This is a genomic window from Pedobacter sp. N36a, from assembly GCF_014472395.1.
In the GTDB taxonomy this organism is placed as follows: domain Bacteria; phylum Bacteroidota; class Bacteroidia; order Sphingobacteriales; family Sphingobacteriaceae; genus Pedobacter.
This window is the reverse complement of sequence record NZ_JACSZW010000004.1, coordinates 118407-135388: the sequence shown is the minus strand read 5'-3', so window position 1 is coordinate 135388 and position 16982 is coordinate 118407. Positions and strand designations below refer to the sequence as shown.

Below are 16982 nucleotides of genomic sequence, written 5' to 3'. Positions count from 1 at the left end.
ATAATACATCAGTTATGAGTATAGAAATAAAAGTTCCGCCAGTAGGCGAGTCAATTACCGAAGTTGTTTTATCACGTTGGGTGAAAAATGATGGTGATGCAGTAGAAATGGATGAAGTAATTGCGGAATTAGAGTCTGATAAAGCAACTTTTGAATTAACTGCAGAACAGGCTGGAACTTTAAGGATTGTAGCTGCCGAAGGTGATACCCTGGCGATAGGTGCAGTTGTTTGTAATATTGAAGAAGGTGGAGTTGCTCCTGCGGCAAAAGCTGAAGAAGCACCAAAAGCGGCTGTTGCTGAAGATAAAGTTGCTGCTCCTGTAGCTGTGGCAAAATCTGGGGATAGCTACGCAACTGGTACGCCATCTCCTTCTGCCGGAAAAATCCTTGCGGAAAAAGACGTAGATGCTGCTGCTGTAAAAGGTACTGGTGTTGACGGAAGAATCACTAAAGAAGATGCGTTAAAAGCAGAAAAAGCAGCACCTAAGAAAGCTGCAGCTCCTGCTGCCCCAGTTGTAGCTGCTGTTGCAGGTGCAAGAGGAGAGCGCAGACAAAAGATGTCGCCATTGCGTAAAACTGTTGCCAAACGTTTGGTAGCTGTGAAAAACGAAACCGCGATGCTGACTACTTTCAACGAGGTAAACATGAAACCAATCATGGACCTTCGTTCGAAATATAAAGATCAGTTTAAAGAAAAATATGGTGTTGGTCTGGGTTTCATGAGTTTCTTCACGAAAGCAGTTTGTGAAGCAGCAAAAGATTTCCCAGCAGTAAACGCTAGGATTGATGGTGAAGAGGTAGTTTACAATGATTTTGTAGATGTTTCTATCGCTGTTTCTGCACCAAAAGGATTGGTTGTTCCAATCATTAGAAATGCAGAAAGCATGACTTTGGCTCAGATTGAGAAAACTGTAATTGAATTGGCTACTAAAGCTCGTGATAGCAAATTGACTATCGAAGAGATGACAGGTGGTACGTTTACGATCACTAATGGTGGTGTATTCGGTTCCATGATGTCAACGCCAATTATCAACTCTCCACAATCAGCGATTTTAGGTATGCATAATATCATTGAGCGTCCTATTGCAGAAAAAGGTGAGGTGGTGATTCGTCCGATGATGTATTTAGCATTGTCTTACGACCACAGAATCATTGATGGTAGAGAATCAGTAGGTTTCTTAGTAAGAGTGAAACAATTATTAGAAGATCCAGCAAGATTATTGTTAGGTATCTAAGCTTGTTTTATAGCGTATAAAAAATCTCCGTATCAGGTTGATACGGGGATTTTTTTGTTTGTGAAGTATTTGGTAACATTCAAAATCCTTAATAAGAGAAGAGGTAGTCTCCTCAGTTTGGAGGAATCGTTATGTTGTATTTGGAAACTGGTACAAGTGCTTATAACGGAGTTAATGTATCAAATATGTACCTCAATGGAGAACCTCGTTTTTATAATACGGTGTTTTTTGCAGGTAGAAAATGGCATATTTCAAATAGTAGCCAGTGTATTCAGGCCTTCTATTGTTTTCAGGTTAGCAGAGTTTTATTTGCTCTACGCTGAGGCTTTGAATGAAGTCGATCCTTCCAATGCAATGGTACTCAAATATGTGAACATGGTGAGAAAAAGAGCGGGGATTCCTAAGTTGGAAATCCTTAATCCTTCGATTTTCGGGAACCAGGAACTACAACGGTCAGCGATCAGAAGGGAGAGCAGGGTAGAACTTTGCACCGAAGGACAGCGCTATTTTGACGTGAGGCGTTGGATGATTGCCGAAAATCCTTCTGGAAAGGAAAAAAACTGGTACAGAATCCGGGTTGGTAATACAATAAAAATGGCCTGAAATTAAGATTTCAGGCCATTTTGTTTCAGTACTTTTGGTTTGTAAACAGGACTTGATATTTTTCTTGCTTAATCTACTTTTCTGACTCTTCCCGATCCTGAGGATGCTTTGCTTACTGAGCTTGGATTTCCAGTGTAGTTTACGCTTCCTGAACCACTGGTAGCCGCGTCAATGCTTTTTTGTGCATCAATATAGACTGATCCAGAGCCGCTAACGTGTGCATCCACATTTTCTGCTGAGAATGCTCTGCCCGAAAAACCTCCGGATCCACTCAATGCGATTTCTGCTTTTTTTGCTTTCCCGCTAATATTTACACCTCCGGAACCGCTTATGGCTGCATCAAAAGTCTGTGCATTCACTGTAGCTTTAATATTTCCAGAACCACTAAGTGCTACATCTAAGGAATTGGTATTGATGGTTTGTTCCACTTCAATACTTCCTGATCCGGATAAAGACAGACTGGTTAGTTTTTTAACCGTGATGTAAGCTGTAATCCTGGTATTGTTGGAGTCATTCTTGAACCATCGTTTCCATTCTGAGTTTTTTGGTCTGATGGACAGCGTTCCATTTTTCACTTCTGTGATCAGTTGGTCTATCGCCTCCTGGTCGCCCTCTAGCTTCAAGCTTTCCGTATTCCCGATTTTTACATAGGTTTTGATGGAACCTCCAATGGCAATGCCCGTGAAATTGCTCACTTTTCTTTCTTCATCCATTAAATGGGAAGCACTGATTCTTATAGCTGAAGCAGCCTGACTGTGTAATCCCAGGCTCAATAATGCGAATGTTAGTATTAAACTTAATCTTTTCATATTGTTTCGGTTTTCTATAAGACGCCAGGCCATTCCCAAATGTTGCAGAGTTTTGTGATTATTTATAATATATTTTTAGTTTTTATATAAAAGTTAGGATCTACTTGAAAATTAGCCTGATTTACACCAGTTGTTAGACGAATGGTTTTCCACTTGGTAGTTGGGTAAATGAAAGAAAATTGTCCAGGTTTCAAGCTTACTTTTACCGGCATATCGAAATCTTTAACGGTTTCTGTCCATCGGTAGGTCAGCTTGTTTCCTTCGATTTTATATTCAAGAACTGGTACCATAATAGTTCTTAAATACTGGTCAAATACTTTTTTGAGCTTCAATCCGCTTTGTTTGGCGATGTAGTTTTCTATTTCTTCAGTAGTCACCGTTTTATGGTAAAAGGTTTTGTTCAAGCCCCTCAGGATCCCTCTGAACTTTTCATCATCGTTGATCAATTGTCGGATGGTATGAACCATATTGGCTCCTTTATAATACATATCGCCGGAACCTTCATGGTTGACACCGTAAATACCAATGATTGGAATGTCGTTGGCAATGGCCTTTCTGATGCCAATTACATAGTCGGAACCCGCTTTTTTTCCTTGTGTTGATTCTGTAAAAAGTGTCTCAGAATAGTTGGTGAAGCTTTCATGGATCCACATATCGGCAATGTCTTTAGACGTGATGTTGTTTCCAAACCACTCGTGACCGCTTTCATGGATGGTGATAAAATCGAACTTTAAGCCCCATCCGCTGCCGGAAAGATCTTTGCCTAAATAACCTTGTTTGAACTGGTTGCCATAGGCGACTGCACTTTGGTGTTCCATTCCCAGGTGTGGTGCCTGAACCAGTTTGTAACCGTCTTCATAGAAAGGATATGGGCCAAACCAATATTCAAATGATTTCAGCATGGGTTTCACATCAGCATCCCAATGTGGACGTGCCTTAACGCTATCTTCTTTTAGAGCCCAGTAATCAATGCTGAGTTTTCCTTTTTCACCTGGAAACTCATCTCTCCAGTGTGCATATTTACCAATGTATAGGGCTACGTTATAGTTATTGATCGGGTTGCTGACAAACCAATTGTACTGGGTATAGCCATCTGGTTTTTCAACGATACTTTTTAAGCGGCCGTTGGAAACTTCCTGAAGTCCTTTAGGAACGCTGATGCTGATCATCATGCTGTCTACTTCATCGCTTTGATGGTCTTTTGTTGGCCACCAGCTGCTGGCACCTAATCCCTGACAAGCCATAGACACCCATGGGTTTCCAGATTTGTCTTTGCTGAAAATGAAGCCGCCGTCCCAAGGTGGGGTTTTAGCAATGATCGGATTGCCGGAGTAAAAAACGGTAAAACTTTCTTTACTGCCTTTTTTGATATTAGATGGAAAGGTCACAAAGATCGCGTTGAATTCTCTTGTAAAAGGAAGCTCCTGATTTTTGTAGATGACTTTCTCTACTTTCAGGTTGGCAAAAAGGTCAAATTGGAGCTTATTGAAATCCTGAGTGGCGGTAAAGCGGAACTCATTACTGCCACTGATGAATTTCTGGTCAATGTCGACTTTCAGGTCCAAATGGTAGTAATTGATATCGTAACAGCTGCGCAAAGGGCTTAATGTTCCTCTAAGTGTATCCGCACGACTAAAAGTATGTTTCTCTTTAAGGAGCTGTGCTTTACCCAGCTGATGGATGCTGAGTAAAGCCAGGAGTATATATATTAACTTTTTCATTTTTAAATTAAGGCTTTAACAGGGTCACAGATACTGCCGAGGCGTTATTAGCGTCATGATAAATGCGGTGTGTTGCTTTCTGGAAATCACTGTCGGCAGCATGGTAGATGTCTGTGAATACCTGTGGATTTCTATCTACCAATGGGAACCAGGAGTTTTGAACCTGAATCATGATGCGGTGACCTTTTTTAAAGGTATGTGCTACATCAGGAATACTGTAGTTCACTTTAGTGATTTGTCCTGGGATGAAAGGTTCTGGTTTCTCGAAGCTATTTCTGAATTTACCGCGCATCACTTCTCCACGCACCAACATTTGATACCCACCCATGATGATATTTTTAGGGTTAGGTTCCATTGGAAGCGCATCTTCTGGATATACGTCAATCAGTTTAACTACATAATCGGCATCTGTTCCAGTAGTAGAAACGACTAGGTTTGCGATTAATGGACCTGCAAGGGTAAGGTCTTCTGTCAATACTGCGGTTTGAAAAACCTGTACATCTGGTCGGCGGGCAGCAAAACGCTGGTCATCGATCATATATTCTCTGGTTCTTCTTGCCTGCACACCATCCTGATAAGGAACAGGAGTATTCGGGTCGCTTTCATATTGGTTAAAGCTGTTGGCGACAGTTGGTTTTTCAAAACTCAAACGTCCTTCTGGCTGGAAGTAAAGCGTTTTGTTTTCTGTGTTTTTTGGTGGCCAGGTTTCAAAGGCTTTCCACTCATTACTGCCGGTCAGAAAGATATTGGCTTCTGCTAGTTTAGCATCGGCCGCAGCTTTCAGGTATTGCATAAAAAAAGGGAACTCCAGGTTTTTCTGGTAGCTGGTACTCGTGGCTTGTCCGAAGTCAATGTCTCCGAAGCTTTCACCTGTACCTCTAGACCATCCGCCATGGAACCATGGGCCCATTACGAGGTTGTTTTTAGCGCCAGGATTTTGATCTTCAATCGCTTTATAGGTATGTAATGCCCCGTAAGCATCTTCTGCATCAAAGAATCCACCAACAACTAATACTGCTGGTTTTACGCCTTTTAAATGCGGTCTGATGTTCATGTTTTTCCAGAATTGGTCGTAAGTACCATGTGTCATCAGGTCGTTCCAGAACTTAATGCTATCGCCAAAATATTTTTGCTTGGCATTTTTCAAGGCACCTAGGCTAAGGTAAAATCGGTAATTATCTGCGATTGGGTATTTAAAAGGTTTTGGGCCTTTATCAGGGGTAATTGGTTTTGGTCTTGGAACGCCAAAAGAGGAGTAGAAGCTGAAGGCATCAGCCAGCATGAATGCACCATTATGGTGAAAATCATCTCCTAAAAACCAATCGGTAACTGGTGCCTGCGGAGAGACTGCTTTCAGGCCATTGTGTGCGCCTGGCAATGCTGCAGTGGAATAAAAACCTGGATAAGAAATCCCGTAAATACCGGCTTTACCATTATTTGAAGGGATGTTTTTGATCAGCCAGTCTATCGTATCATAGGTATCTGAGCTCTCATCAATGTCTTTTTTACTTTTTTTCTGATCATTATGAGGCCGTACATCTACAAATTCGCCTTCGCTCATCCATTTTCCACGTACATCCTGGTACACAAAAATAAAGCCTTCTCTCAGAAATAACGGGGAAGGACCCAGGGTAGTTTTGTATTTATCCTCTCCGTAAGGAGCAACCGTATAAGGTGTTCGGTTGATCATAAATGGATACTTTTGGTTTTTATCCTTGGGGATATAAATGGCAGTAAATAATTTAATGCCGTCGCGCATTGGAATATGGCGTTCGATTTTGGTGTAATTCTGGCGTACATACGCGGAATCGGACAGCTGTGCGAAGCCTGAGGTTCCTGCAAAAAGCAGCAGGATGGCTAGCCAGGAAAATTTAAAGCGGGTCATGTTGGGTATTGTTTTTATGGAAGCTTAAATATACAGAAATCGCAACTTCATTTTTGAAAATGTAACATTAAAGATGAGGAAAGAATTGCTTTTAGGGGGATTATTAGGATAGGTTTATTAACTTTGTTCCACAAAAAAATCCTTAATATGCAATACGATGTAGTTGTTATTGGCTCGGGCCCGGGCGGTTATGTTGGCGCAATCAGATGTGCTCAACTTGGCTTAAAAACGGCAGTGATAGAAAAATATAAAACTTTTGGAGGTACCTGCTTAAACGTGGGTTGTATCCCTTCAAAAGCATTGTTGGACTCTTCAGAGCATTTTCACAATGCTGCACATACTTTCCAGACTCATGGAATCAACCTGAAAGATTTGAAAGTGGATATGCCACAGATGATCGCTCGTAAGGATGATGTAGTAGCTCAGAATACTGCCGGAATTCAATACCTCTTCAAAAAAAATAAAATTGATTCTTTCCAGGGATTGGGCTCTTTTGTAGACAAGAACACGATTCTTATCACTAAAGAAGACGGAACGACAGAAACAATTACTGCTAAAAATGTGATCATTGCTTCAGGTTCTAAACCAACAGCATTGCCATTTTTACCGATTGATAAAAAGAGAATCATTACTTCGACAGAAGCGTTGAACATCAAAGAAGTGCCGAAAGAAATGGTGGTTATCGGTGGTGGTGTAATCGGACTGGAATTAGGATCTGTTTACGCACGTTTAGGTACTAAAGTATCTGTAGTGGAATTCATGCCTTCGATCATTGGTACAATGGATGCTGGTTTAGGAAAAGAATTGCAGCGTGTATTGAAAAAATCTTTAGGCATGGAGTTCTTTATGGGGCATAAAGTAACTGGTGCAACTGCTAAAGGCAAACGCGTAACGGTAACTGCTGAAAATTCAAAAGGCGCTGCTGTGAGCATTGAAGCTGATTACTGTATCGTTGCAGTAGGTCGTACGGCTTATACTGAGGGATTAGGATTAGAAAATATCGGCATCAAAACGGAAGATCGCGGTAATAAGATCCCGGTAAATGAGCATTTAGAGACTTCGGTTCCCGGTGTTTATGCAATTGGTGACGTGATTAAAGGTGCAATGCTTGCACATAAAGCAGAAGATGAAGGTATTTATGTTGCGGAAACTTTAGCCGGACAAAAACCACACATCAACTATAACCTGATTCCAGGAGTAGTATATACCTGGCCGGAAGTAGCCTCAGTAGGATTTACTGAAGAGCAGCTGAAAGAAAAAGGTACGGCTTATAAAGCGGGTTCATTTCCTTTCAAAGCGAGTGGACGTGCAAAAGCAAGTATGGATACGGATGGTTTCGTAAAAGTATTAGCTGATGCGACTACAGATGAAATCTTAGGTGTACACATGATTGGTCCACGTGCAGCAGATATGATCGCTGAGGCTGTGGTAGCCATGGAATTCCGTGCTTCAGCAGAAGACATTGCGAGAATTTGCCATGCACACCCAACTTATACAGAAGCATTAAAAGAAGCAGCAATGGCTGCAACTGAAAACAGAGCGATTCATATTTAATCCTCGTTCTTGAGATGGAAAAGAAACCTCACAGCAATGTGGGGTTTCTTTGTTTATGAGCTATTGTCATAGGCTGATTAATAACTATCTTCAGCTAAACTGCTCGTCCTTAAAAAGAAAGGATTATTAATTATCGAACATAAAAAAAGAGGAATCTGCTCAATGCAAATTCCTCTTTTTTATTTGATGATCCGGGTGGTTTAGTGTTTACCGTCCAGGTCGTATTCTTTAACGTCTACATGATCATATGGTTCTGCGATCAGTTCTTCCATCGACTGGCCTTTTTCATTAAAGCCAAATCTAGTTAAGATGTTATCGAAGATCTGATACATTACTGGTACTACAATCAGCGTTAAGAAGAGGGAACTGGTTAGTCCACCTACAATTACCCATGCCAGACCGTTTTTCCATTCCGCACCGGCACCACTGGCCAATGCAATAGGAAGCATACCGATTACCATCGCAATCGTGGTCATCAGAATAGGACGTAAACGTGCATGGTTGGCCAGAATAAGGGCTTCATGCGTTGATTTACCTTCTGCTTTCATCTGGTTCGTAAAATCGACCAGGATGATCGCATTTTTCGCTACCAGACCGATCAGCATGATCAATCCTAAGATGGTAAAGATACCTAATGAGTTGTTCGTAATTGCCAGGGCAAGTAAGGCACCGATTACCGATAAGGGAATCGAGAACATCACTACCAGAGGATAGACGAAACTGTCGTATAGTGCTACCATGATCAGGTATACTAAGATCACCGAAGCCATCATCGCAATACCTAAAGTACCGAAACCTTCACTTTGATTTTCCTGGTCACCACCCCATACATAACTTACGCCTACTGGTTTCTTCAGTTTGCCATTGCCTTCCAATTCCAGCAATTTATTTTGTAGTTCTGTTACAATTGTACCCGTCGGCCTACCGATAGACTGCGCTTTTACAGAAACGGAAGTACTCTTATCTCTACGTTCCAGCTGACTTGGGCCTGAGCCTTCTTTAATATCGGCAAATTGAATCAGTTTTACTTTATCTCCTCTGTCGTTTATGAAAGTCAGGTTTCTTACATCATCAATATTACGACGGTCGAAGCTTTGGAACTGGATATTGATGTCGTACTCGTACTCACCTTTGCGGTATTTACCGTCTGTGTTTCCACTAAAAGCAGTCTGCATGGTCATACCTACAGTTTGCAGGGTCAATCCTAAAGCAGCCATTTTATCACGGTCTACCTGAACATTGATCTCTGGACTACCTTTTTCCACAGATAATTTCACCTCTGCAGATCCTGGAATTCCTCTTAAAACTTCCATTGCACCTTCTGCGTATTTCATGGCACTATCCAGGTCGGATCCCATTACAACAAGGTCGATAGGCGCGTTTTCTGCAATACCTAGAATACTAATTGGTACTGTTTTTACTTTCGCGCCAACCAGGAATTTCGACAATTCACGACTCACTTTCGTAGCATAAATATCGGAAGCATCTGCACGGTCTTTACGCTCTACTAATTTTACATTGATCTCAGATTTATAAGCAGTAGCCTGAGAAGCACCCATATCACCACTGGATTGTCCAACGGTAGTAATCATTTGTGTGATCTCTGGTTTCTTCACTAAGAATGCTTCCGCTCTTTGGGTAAATTGGTTTGTTTTCTCGAGAGAGGCATCTTTTGGAAGCTCAATCTGTACCAGGAACTCACCTTTATCACTCTTAGGGAAAAACTCTGTACCGATGAAACCACCGATTGTTAATCCACATGAGCTCAATAACAGCATAAATACTCCGATAATCGTAATGGCTTTATGACGTAAAGTCCATTCTAAAATACCAGTTACCCAAACTGTAAATTTATGTAATTGCTTTTCGAACCATAAAATGAAACGTCCGAAAGCATTTTTACCTTCAATTTTTTCCAGTTTACCGAAGCGAGATGATAATAAAGGAACGATAGTAAATGAAGTAACTAATGATAGGAGGGTTGCAATAATGACCACCACACAGAATTGACGCAGGATATTAGAAACTAATCCTGAACTTACTGCGATCGGGAAGAACACTACCACAATTACCAGGGTAATCGAGACAACGGTAAAACCAATTTCGGCGGTCGCATCATAAGCTGCACGAACGCGGTTTTTACCCATCTCCATGTGTCTGTAGATATTTTCCAATACCACAATCGCATCATCCACCAGGATACCTACCACCAGGGAAAGTCCTAGTAAAGACATCAAGTTTAAGGTATATCCGAATAAACTCATCCCGATAAATGTAGCAATCAGGGAAGCTGGAATGGACACCATTACAATTGCTGCGTTACGTAAACTGTGCAGGAAGAAAAGCATCACGAAGGCTACCAGGATAATGGCCATGATTAAATCGTGGATTACCGCATCAGCCGACTCCAGCGTAAAGATCGAACTGTCGTTGGCAATGATGATTTTTAAATCTACAGCTTTATAGTCTTTTTCAAGGCTAGCCACAATTTTATGCATGCCTTTACTCACTTCTACTGCATTCGCATCAGATTGTTTAATGATCTGAACAGCGATGGCTCCTTTTCTGTCGATACGTGCAATTTTCTCTACTTCTTTTTGCGAATCTTGTACGTCTGCAACATCGCTTAATCTAATTTGAGCACCAGTTTTGCTGGTGGCTACTACCAGATTTCTCAACTCGTCAACCGTTTTGAATTTACCGGAAAGACGAATTAATACGTCCTGATTTTCGGTTTTCACACTTCCTGTAGGGAAGTCAAGGTTGGAGGTTAAAATCGCTTGCTGAATTTGAGGGATAGAAAGGTTGTAACCTTCAATCTTAGCTGCGTTTAAGCCTACTACGATTTCACGTTCAGACCCCCCTACCAGGTTAACCTGAGCCACACCTGAAACCCTGGAAAGGATCGGGGCAATACGTTTATCAATCAAATCATAGAAAGCGGCATCATCCATTTTCGCGGATGCCGACATGGTGATTACCGGTAAATCATCCAGCGAGAATTTATTCAGGGAAGGCTGTTTCACATCCGTTGGTAAATCTGCAAGGATGGAGTTTACTTTACGCTGCGCCTCATTCAAAGATAAATCCACATTGGCTTTATCATTTAAGGTGATGGTTACTACGGATAAACTCTCATAAGAGACCGCATTTAGTTTCTTAATGTTCTCCATGGAGGAGACGGCATCTTCAATCTTTTTGGTTACGGTATTCTCTACCTCATTAGGTGAAGCTCCGGGATAGATAGTGGAAATAGAGACTACATTGTTCGAGAACTTTGGTAATAATTCATAGCTCAGGCTAAAGTAGCTCAATAGCCCCATCAGCGTTAGCGCGGTAAAAACCACGATAACGAGTGTTGGGCGCTTTATAGAAATTTCTGTTATTTTCATCAGAATAGTTTTGTTATATATTCATGCTAATTGTTGGTTATTTTACAGGAACAACCGGCGTTCCATCAACTAAGTTGATTTGTCCACTGGTGATCACTGTTTCGCCTTCTTTCAGGCCATCCAGCACTTCAACATTTTCTCCAAGGATTCTACCTGCAACTACTTTGCGCAATACTGCTTTATTTCCTTCACCCAATACAAAGATCTGGTTGCTGCTCACACTACCGAAGAATGCACCACGAGGGATGATGATGGTAGGGGCAAGGTGTGGGAATTTGAATACTGCAGTACCGTACATGCCTGCTTTAAGGGTGTTTTTCTTGTTGTTTTCTACTAAGATTTCTACAGGGAAGTTTAGGGAAGCATCTGCTTTTGCAGCGATGAACGTCACTTTTCCTTGGAAATCATCTGTTGGGAAAACATTTGCTTTGATCGGTACCTGATCACCAATGTTGATGTTAGCTACCTGCGACTCGTCTACGTTTACTTTTAATTTCAATTTAGACACGTCTACCAGTTCAAACAATTGTGTGCCCTGTGCATTTGCATACGCACCGACTTCCACATATTTTTTGTTCACCACACCATTGATAGGAGACCTCATATTCGCATCACTTACTCTTTTTTGTGAGCTCTGCAGTCTTAATCTAGCATTTTTAACCGCCAGTTTTGCCTGATCTAATTGTTGCTGTGTTACTCCGCCAGTTTGGAAAGAGCTTGCATATCTTGCTTCGTCTCTGATGGCATTTTGTAAAGTTGCTTCTGCAGTTTCTTTATCCGTGTTTAAGATTTCTGCATCAATGCGTGCCAATGGCTGACCTTTAGTTACTCTATCGCCTTCTTTTACGTAAATAGCAGTCACACGACCAGCAATTTCCGCCATGTAATTCAATTCCTGAATAGGAGCAAATACACCGTTAACGCTAAAATCAAGGTTAATAGGTTCTTTTTTCGCTACTTCAGTACGAACAGAAATTGCACCGCTACCTTCCGCAACAATTGCCGTTTTTTCTGCATTTTTCTTTTTATTGTTTTTCAACACCAGGGCGATCCCGACTATGGCAATTATGATTACTAAGGCAGTAATTATTCCTTTTTTCATTGTAGTAGTGATTTTATATTTCCGTTTGATTTGATTAATTGAATTTCGGCAATCTTATAGTTCAATAAGGCCTGGGTATAGCTGTTCTGTGCTTCAGTAAGCGCATTTTCTGTGTCTAACAAGTCAGTTAAGGCAGCAAGACCGTTGTTGTAATTGTTTTGAGTGCTGTTGTAAATTTCCTGCGCAAGCAATACGTTTGCACGTTGGGAATTAATCGTGTTTACACTGTTTTTCAATTGGATCTTTGCGTTCTCGTATGCAAGATTCAAGGCATTACGTGTCTCTCTCCTGTCTTCCGTAGCTTTCTTCAAGTCTACATCTGCCTGACGAACTCTGGAACGCGTAGCGAAACCATTGAAGATCGGCACTTTTAAAGTCACACCCACTGCTGAGGCCCCATACCAGAAAGCTTCACCGTTTTTCTTGAATAAATCGAATTTATCACTCTGTCCGGTGTAAGAATAGTTGGCAGCTAAAGCTAGTGTAGGGTAGTATTCTGCCACATAAGCCTTACGCTGTAAAGTCAGCAGGTCTTTTTGGATGTTCAGCAGTTTCATTTCCGTTCTGTTCTCTACATTTACAGAATCTGCAAAGTTCGGAAGTGTCGGATTGTGGTCCAATTCTGATTTAGGTAAAACAATTGCGGTTTCTACCGGCATTCCCATAGAGAACTTCAATTGGTTTTCTAATTGAACGATAGCGTTTAAGGTCTGCTCACGTCTGGTTTCCAGGTTAGTCAGGTTTACTTTAATTCTATCTACATCAATTTTTCTGGCCAAACCGTTTTTGTACTGATTGCCGATGATGTTTTCTACCACTTTCACATTTTTGATATTGGTATCAATCACGTTCAGCTGCTGTCTGTTCACCAATACCTGGTAATAGTTGTTGGCTACCTGCTCAATGATCTGCTCGTCTGTTAACTCAGCGCTAGCATTGTAATAACTTTCACTGGTTCTCGCTGCTTTTAAGCCAGTAAATACCTGCTGATTGAAAAGCTGCTGATTCAATTGAACACCAGCACTTGAATTCCATGCTCTACCCATTTTGAAGGCTAAATCCGGTCCAACTACCAACTGTCCAATGATTGGATTGTACGTTAATCCAGCATTTCCAGTTACTGTTGGAAGTGCCTGAGCTCTGACCTCCTCTGTTTTATAACGCCCCCCTTCGATGTCCAGTTTCGCCTTACGCGTATTTGCACTGTTCTGAATGGCGTAGTTTAAGGCGTCTTTGAGAATCAGCGTTTGCTGTGCGCTTGCTACATGAGATAATAATAATCCCAGCAGCAGTAGTGGGATCAGTCTTACCTGTTTAATTATAGTATTCATGTTTATTATAATTTGTGGTCTATTGTTATTTAAATCCGTCTATTGCTTTATTGTTGTTATTGCTGCGGTCTTACCGCTTATTCATGACGCTTTTAACCGGGCTTCGTTACTTTAATCCTTTGATAAAAATTTTCGACAGCTGGTGCTGTTTTTCCAATATGGATTTCATTTCCTTTTTACTTGGGAACAATTCTTTATTGCCATGGAGTAAACATAGGGAAGTGATTCCCGCCTGACTGTCCAGATAAAGCTCTGCTATTTTGTAAGGGTCTACTGGAGCGATTTCACCATTGTCGATGGCGCGCTGTAAAACCTTGGCATGGAAATCTTCATTTCTGGCCTTCATCTCTAAAAATGAAGCCCTAAGGCTATCGGAATTCAGTGAGGCATCCGGACTGCCACCTGAAAGGTGCAGCATATAGTATTTTTGAAAATAACGATGTCTGATCTCTACAAAAGCCGCTAAACACTCTTCTACCGTCGTTTTGGTAGCCTGGTCTTTTTCTAGTGCGTCAAAATAATCGCTGAAAATCTTTACAATCACCGCTAGAACCAAACTGCTTTTATCTGGAAAATAATAATATAAAGAAGGTTTAGAGACGGATAAGTCGTCTGCTATTTCGTTCATTGTGGTTTTGTTGATGCCATAATGCATAAACCGCTTGACTGCACCCTCAATAATCAATTCCCTTTTTTTATCTGTCTCTACCATTCTACTTTTCTACTTTCTGACTTTTTTATTTCAACAGTCAAAAATACTACCATAATTTAGTAAGTAGGATTTTGTCATGAAAATCCGTCGAAAATTACTTTATGATGACAAATTATTGCGGCTGAGCTTTTAATCCGCTTAAAAAGATGTCAGCAAACATTCTTTCTTTTTGAAAGATGAGTTTAAACTGCTCTTTTCCTGGGAACATACTTTTGTCTTTAGAAAGGATGTTGAAATGAATACCAGATAAGGCGTCAATGAAAATTTCTGTGGCGAGTTTAGTATCACTCATAAAGAACTCTTTATTATTGACTCCGCGGCTAAATAATGAGCCGATAATAATGAATTCGAAAGTTTTAGCTTTATGAAACTTTTCCGCCAGATTTTCTGGAAGCTCATTTCCTATAATCTGACTGGACTCCAGGATGTTGTAGTATTTTTGAATAAAAGCCTGTCTTTTTTGTAGCAGTTTGAGGACGCCTTCGCTTGCTGTTTTAGTTTTGTCAATAGATTTCACTAAATCTCTGCTGATGATTTGCATGAGGTGCTCTATTGCACTTACATAGAGGCTGAGTTTATCAGGGAAATAATAGTAAAGCAATGCTTTTGAAAAGGAAATATCCTTTGCGATTTCGGTCATGGTGGTTTTTGATAAACCATAATGGGCAAAACGCTTTAAAGCCGCCTCAATAATTAAAATTCTCTTCTTATCCTGATTTTCCATTTAAATTTTTTGTTCCCTCTGTTGTTGTAAATACTGTTTTTTAAACAATAGAGACGAAAAATAGTCAATTTTTTTAAATATTTATTTAATCATATTGATTCCCCTCCCGAACAATTACATTTGTAGCCTATAGCAAATCTTTCATTTTAACTATGAGTATCTTCCAACAAAATACTTCCCTTAAACCTTATAATACGTTTGGTATCGCTGTTAATGCCCGTTATTTTGCAGAAGTCAGTACGCCTGCAGACTTACAGGAACTGATGAATTCTGAACTGCTCCGCACACAATCCTTATTGATTTTAGGTGGGGGCAGCAATGTTTTGTTTACGAAAGATTTTGAGGGATTAGCGCTTAAAGTGAGTATTCCAGGAATTTCTGCGGTAGCAGAAGGGGATGATGTGCTGGTTACCGCAGGAGCTGGAGTAGTATGGAATGATTTTGTGAATTACTGTGTACTGCATGGTTATGCCGGCGTGGAAAACCTAACGTTGATTCCTGGCACAGTAGGGGCCTCACCAATACAGAATATAGGTGCTTATGGCGTAGAACTGAAGGATGTGTTTGAATCTTGTATCGGAATAGAACTGGCTACCGGTACATCAAGGTCATTTAGCCATGCAAATTGTCACTTTGACTATCGCGACAGCATTTTCAAAAATGAGCTGAAAGGGAAATACCTGATTACCGAAGTTTGTTTTCGTTTAAGTCGTATAGCGAAAATTAACACGCAATATGGAGCCATTCAGGAAGAGTTGGCGAAACGTGGTCTAAGTATACCAACAATTGCTGATGTATCTGCTGTGGTGGCTCATATCCGGGTAAGTAAATTGCCCGATCCTTCTACTATAGGTAATGCGGGAAGCTTCTTTAAAAACCCGGTAATTGCTCAGGAAGATTTTCAAAAGATCTATGTGAAATTCCCGGAAGTTGTTCATTATCAGGTTCCTCATGATAAGGTGAAGCTGGCCGCAGGCTGGCTGATTGAGCAATGTGGCTTTAAAGGAAAGATCGTGGGAGAAACCGGTACCTGGAAAAATCAGGCATTGGTACTTGTCAACCATGGACACGCTACTGGACAGGAAGTGTACAGTTTTTCAGAAAACATAATAAATACTGTTGAGGCCAAGTTTGGTGTAAGGTTAGAAAGAGAAGTAAATATTTTGTGACATCCGGCTCTTTGTTATAGCCAACCCCGAAAAACAATTTCTTAATATTGGTGTTGATTTTTTGGTACTAATGTTGTATAGGGTTAGGTGTGTAAGATTAAACAAACTAGCGAGCGCCACTCATAAATCTTTGTTTGTTTGCCTTTTTAACCTTAAAACTTAAAACATTATGACAAAAAATGAATTCAACCTCCAACTAAACGACCATTCGGTTTCTTTGCAGTCATTCGCTTTAAATTTTACAAAAGATATTGAGGATGCAAATGACTTAGTACAGGACACCATGTTGAAAGCTGTAACTTACTACAGTAAATTTAAAGAAGGTACCAATTTAAAAGGATGGTTATTCACCATCATGAAAAATACCTTCATCAATAATTACAGACGACTGGTGAAAACCAACGCTTTAATTACAAAATCTGACGATATTTCTTCTGCCAATCTGCACTACAGTGCTTCAAAAAACACGAGCGACAGTAAGTTCATCATAGGCGATATCAATAAAGCGTTAGCTACGCTTCAACCAGAATATTATGTGCCGTTTATTAAATACTTTGAAGGCTATAAATACCATGAGATTGCGGAGATTTTAAATATTCCAATTGGTACCGTTAAAACCAGAATCCATGTAGCCCGTCAGATTTTAAAGAAATATCTGAAAACTTATTCAAAAGAAATTTTGGGAGCCGAAATCATGTAATCCTAGGAAAATGAAATATAGAGTGCCTTAACGTAATGTTAAGGC

Annotated in this window: 13 protein-coding genes; 5 read left to right on the top strand and 8 right to left on the bottom strand. The window is 40.5% G+C overall.

The window, feature by feature from the left end; genetic code table 11:
- Positions 1 to 14 precede the first annotated feature (14 nt).
- Both odhB and H9X96_RS09495 read left to right on the top strand, forming a co-directional pair.
- A complete protein-coding gene (odhB, locus tag H9X96_RS09500) occupies positions 15 to 1235 on the top strand; it encodes a 2-oxoglutarate dehydrogenase complex dihydrolipoyllysine-residue succinyltransferase (RefSeq protein ID WP_187666058.1) in 1221 nt (406 codons plus the stop codon).
- Positions 1236 to 1463: 228 nt separating this feature from the next.
- A complete protein-coding gene (locus H9X96_RS09495) occupies positions 1464 to 1838 on the top strand; it encodes a RagB/SusD family nutrient uptake outer membrane protein (RefSeq protein WP_255431067.1) in 375 nt (124 codons plus the stop codon).
- A gap of 68 nt (positions 1839 to 1906) precedes the next feature.
- Here H9X96_RS09495 and H9X96_RS09490 read toward each other — a convergent pair whose 3' ends face one another.
- From H9X96_RS09490 to H9X96_RS09480, 3 genes are all read right to left on the bottom strand, one after another.
- Positions 1907 to 2647 carry a head GIN domain-containing protein gene (locus H9X96_RS09490; protein ID WP_187666057.1) on the bottom strand — a complete coding sequence of 247 codons (741 nt, stop codon included), beginning with the start codon at positions 2645 to 2647 and terminating at the stop codon, positions 1907 to 1909.
- Positions 2648 to 2709: 62 nt separating this feature from the next.
- A complete protein-coding gene (locus H9X96_RS09485; RefSeq protein WP_187666056.1) occupies positions 2710 to 4368 on the bottom strand; it encodes a M1 family metallopeptidase in 1659 nt (552 codons plus the stop codon).
- 7 nt (positions 4369 to 4375) lie between these two features.
- Positions 4376 to 6253 carry a CocE/NonD family hydrolase gene (locus tag H9X96_RS09480; protein ID WP_187666055.1) on the bottom strand — a complete coding sequence of 626 codons (1878 nt, stop codon included), beginning with the start codon at positions 6251 to 6253 and terminating at the stop codon, positions 4376 to 4378.
- Positions 6254 to 6400: 147 nt separating this feature from the next.
- On the opposite strand from H9X96_RS09480, the gene lpdA reads away from it, so the two are divergent.
- On the top strand, positions 6401 to 7807 hold the full coding sequence (gene lpdA / locus H9X96_RS09475) for a dihydrolipoyl dehydrogenase (RefSeq protein ID WP_187666054.1): 1407 nt from the start codon (positions 6401 to 6403) through the stop codon (positions 7805 to 7807).
- 200 nt (positions 7808 to 8007) lie between these two features.
- Here the strand turns inward: lpdA and H9X96_RS09470 are convergent, their stop codons facing one another.
- From H9X96_RS09470 to H9X96_RS09450, 5 genes are all read right to left on the bottom strand, one after another.
- A complete protein-coding gene (locus tag H9X96_RS09470; RefSeq protein WP_187666053.1) occupies positions 8008 to 11199 on the bottom strand; it encodes an efflux RND transporter permease subunit in 3192 nt (1063 codons plus the stop codon).
- Between the two features lie 37 nt (positions 11200 to 11236).
- Positions 11237 to 12301 (bottom strand): efflux RND transporter periplasmic adaptor subunit, encoded by a 1065-nt coding sequence (locus tag H9X96_RS09465; RefSeq protein ID WP_187666052.1) that lies wholly within the window; start codon positions 12299 to 12301, stop codon positions 11237 to 11239.
- Positions 12298 to 13632: a TolC family protein gene (locus tag H9X96_RS09460; RefSeq protein ID WP_187666051.1), complete on the bottom strand. Its 1335-nt coding sequence runs from the start codon at positions 13630 to 13632 to the stop codon at positions 12298 to 12300. The genes H9X96_RS09465 and H9X96_RS09460 overlap by 4 nt, the downstream gene beginning before the upstream one ends.
- Positions 13633 to 13738: 106 nt before the next feature.
- Positions 13739 to 14344, bottom strand: a complete 606-nt coding sequence (locus tag H9X96_RS09455; protein ID WP_187666050.1) for a TetR/AcrR family transcriptional regulator — start codon at positions 14342 to 14344, stop codon at positions 13739 to 13741.
- 112 nt (positions 14345 to 14456) lie between these two features.
- A complete protein-coding gene (locus H9X96_RS09450) occupies positions 14457 to 15068 on the bottom strand; it encodes a TetR/AcrR family transcriptional regulator (RefSeq protein ID WP_187666049.1) in 612 nt (203 codons plus the stop codon).
- A 152-nt stretch (positions 15069 to 15220) separates the two neighbouring features.
- On the opposite strand from H9X96_RS09450, the gene murB reads away from it, so the two are divergent.
- Complete coding sequence (gene murB, locus H9X96_RS09445; RefSeq protein ID WP_187666048.1) at positions 15221 to 16237, top strand: UDP-N-acetylmuramate dehydrogenase; 1017 nt, start codon at positions 15221 to 15223, stop codon at positions 16235 to 16237.
- A 169-nt stretch (positions 16238 to 16406) separates the two neighbouring features.
- Complete coding sequence (locus H9X96_RS09440; protein WP_187666047.1) at positions 16407 to 16937, top strand: RNA polymerase sigma factor; 531 nt, start codon at positions 16407 to 16409, stop codon at positions 16935 to 16937.
- The last annotated feature ends 45 nt before the right edge of the window (positions 16938 to 16982 follow it).

Coding starts and splice junctions, on each gene's coding strand:
- odhB (WP_187666058.1), top strand. CDS start 15: ATGAGTATAGAAATAAAAGTTCCGCCAGTAGGCGAGTCAATTACCGAA.
- H9X96_RS09490 (WP_187666057.1), bottom strand. CDS start 2,647: ATGAAAAGATTAAGTTTAATACTAACATTCGCATTATTGAGCCTGGGA.
- H9X96_RS09485 (WP_187666056.1), bottom strand. CDS start 4,368: ATGAAAAAGTTAATATATATACTCCTGGCTTTACTCAGCATCCATCAG.
- H9X96_RS09480 (WP_187666055.1), bottom strand. CDS start 6,253: ATGACCCGCTTTAAATTTTCCTGGCTAGCCATCCTGCTGCTTTTTGCA.
- lpdA (WP_187666054.1), top strand. CDS start 6,401: ATGCAATACGATGTAGTTGTTATTGGCTCGGGCCCGGGCGGTTATGTT.
- H9X96_RS09470 (WP_187666053.1), bottom strand. CDS start 11,199: ATGAAAATAACAGAAATTTCTATAAAGCGCCCAACACTCGTTATCGTG.
- H9X96_RS09465 (WP_187666052.1), bottom strand. CDS start 12,301: ATGAAAAAAGGAATAATTACTGCCTTAGTAATCATAATTGCCATAGTC.
- H9X96_RS09460 (WP_187666051.1), bottom strand. CDS start 13,632: ATGAATACTATAATTAAACAGGTAAGACTGATCCCACTACTGCTGCTG.
- H9X96_RS09455 (WP_187666050.1), bottom strand. CDS start 14,344: ATGGTAGAGACAGATAAAAAAAGGGAATTGATTATTGAGGGTGCAGTC.
- H9X96_RS09450 (WP_187666049.1), bottom strand. CDS start 15,068: ATGGAAAATCAGGATAAGAAGAGAATTTTAATTATTGAGGCGGCTTTA.
- murB (WP_187666048.1), top strand. CDS start 15,221: ATGAGTATCTTCCAACAAAATACTTCCCTTAAACCTTATAATACGTTT.
- H9X96_RS09440 (WP_187666047.1), top strand. CDS start 16,407: ATGACAAAAAATGAATTCAACCTCCAACTAAACGACCATTCGGTTTCT.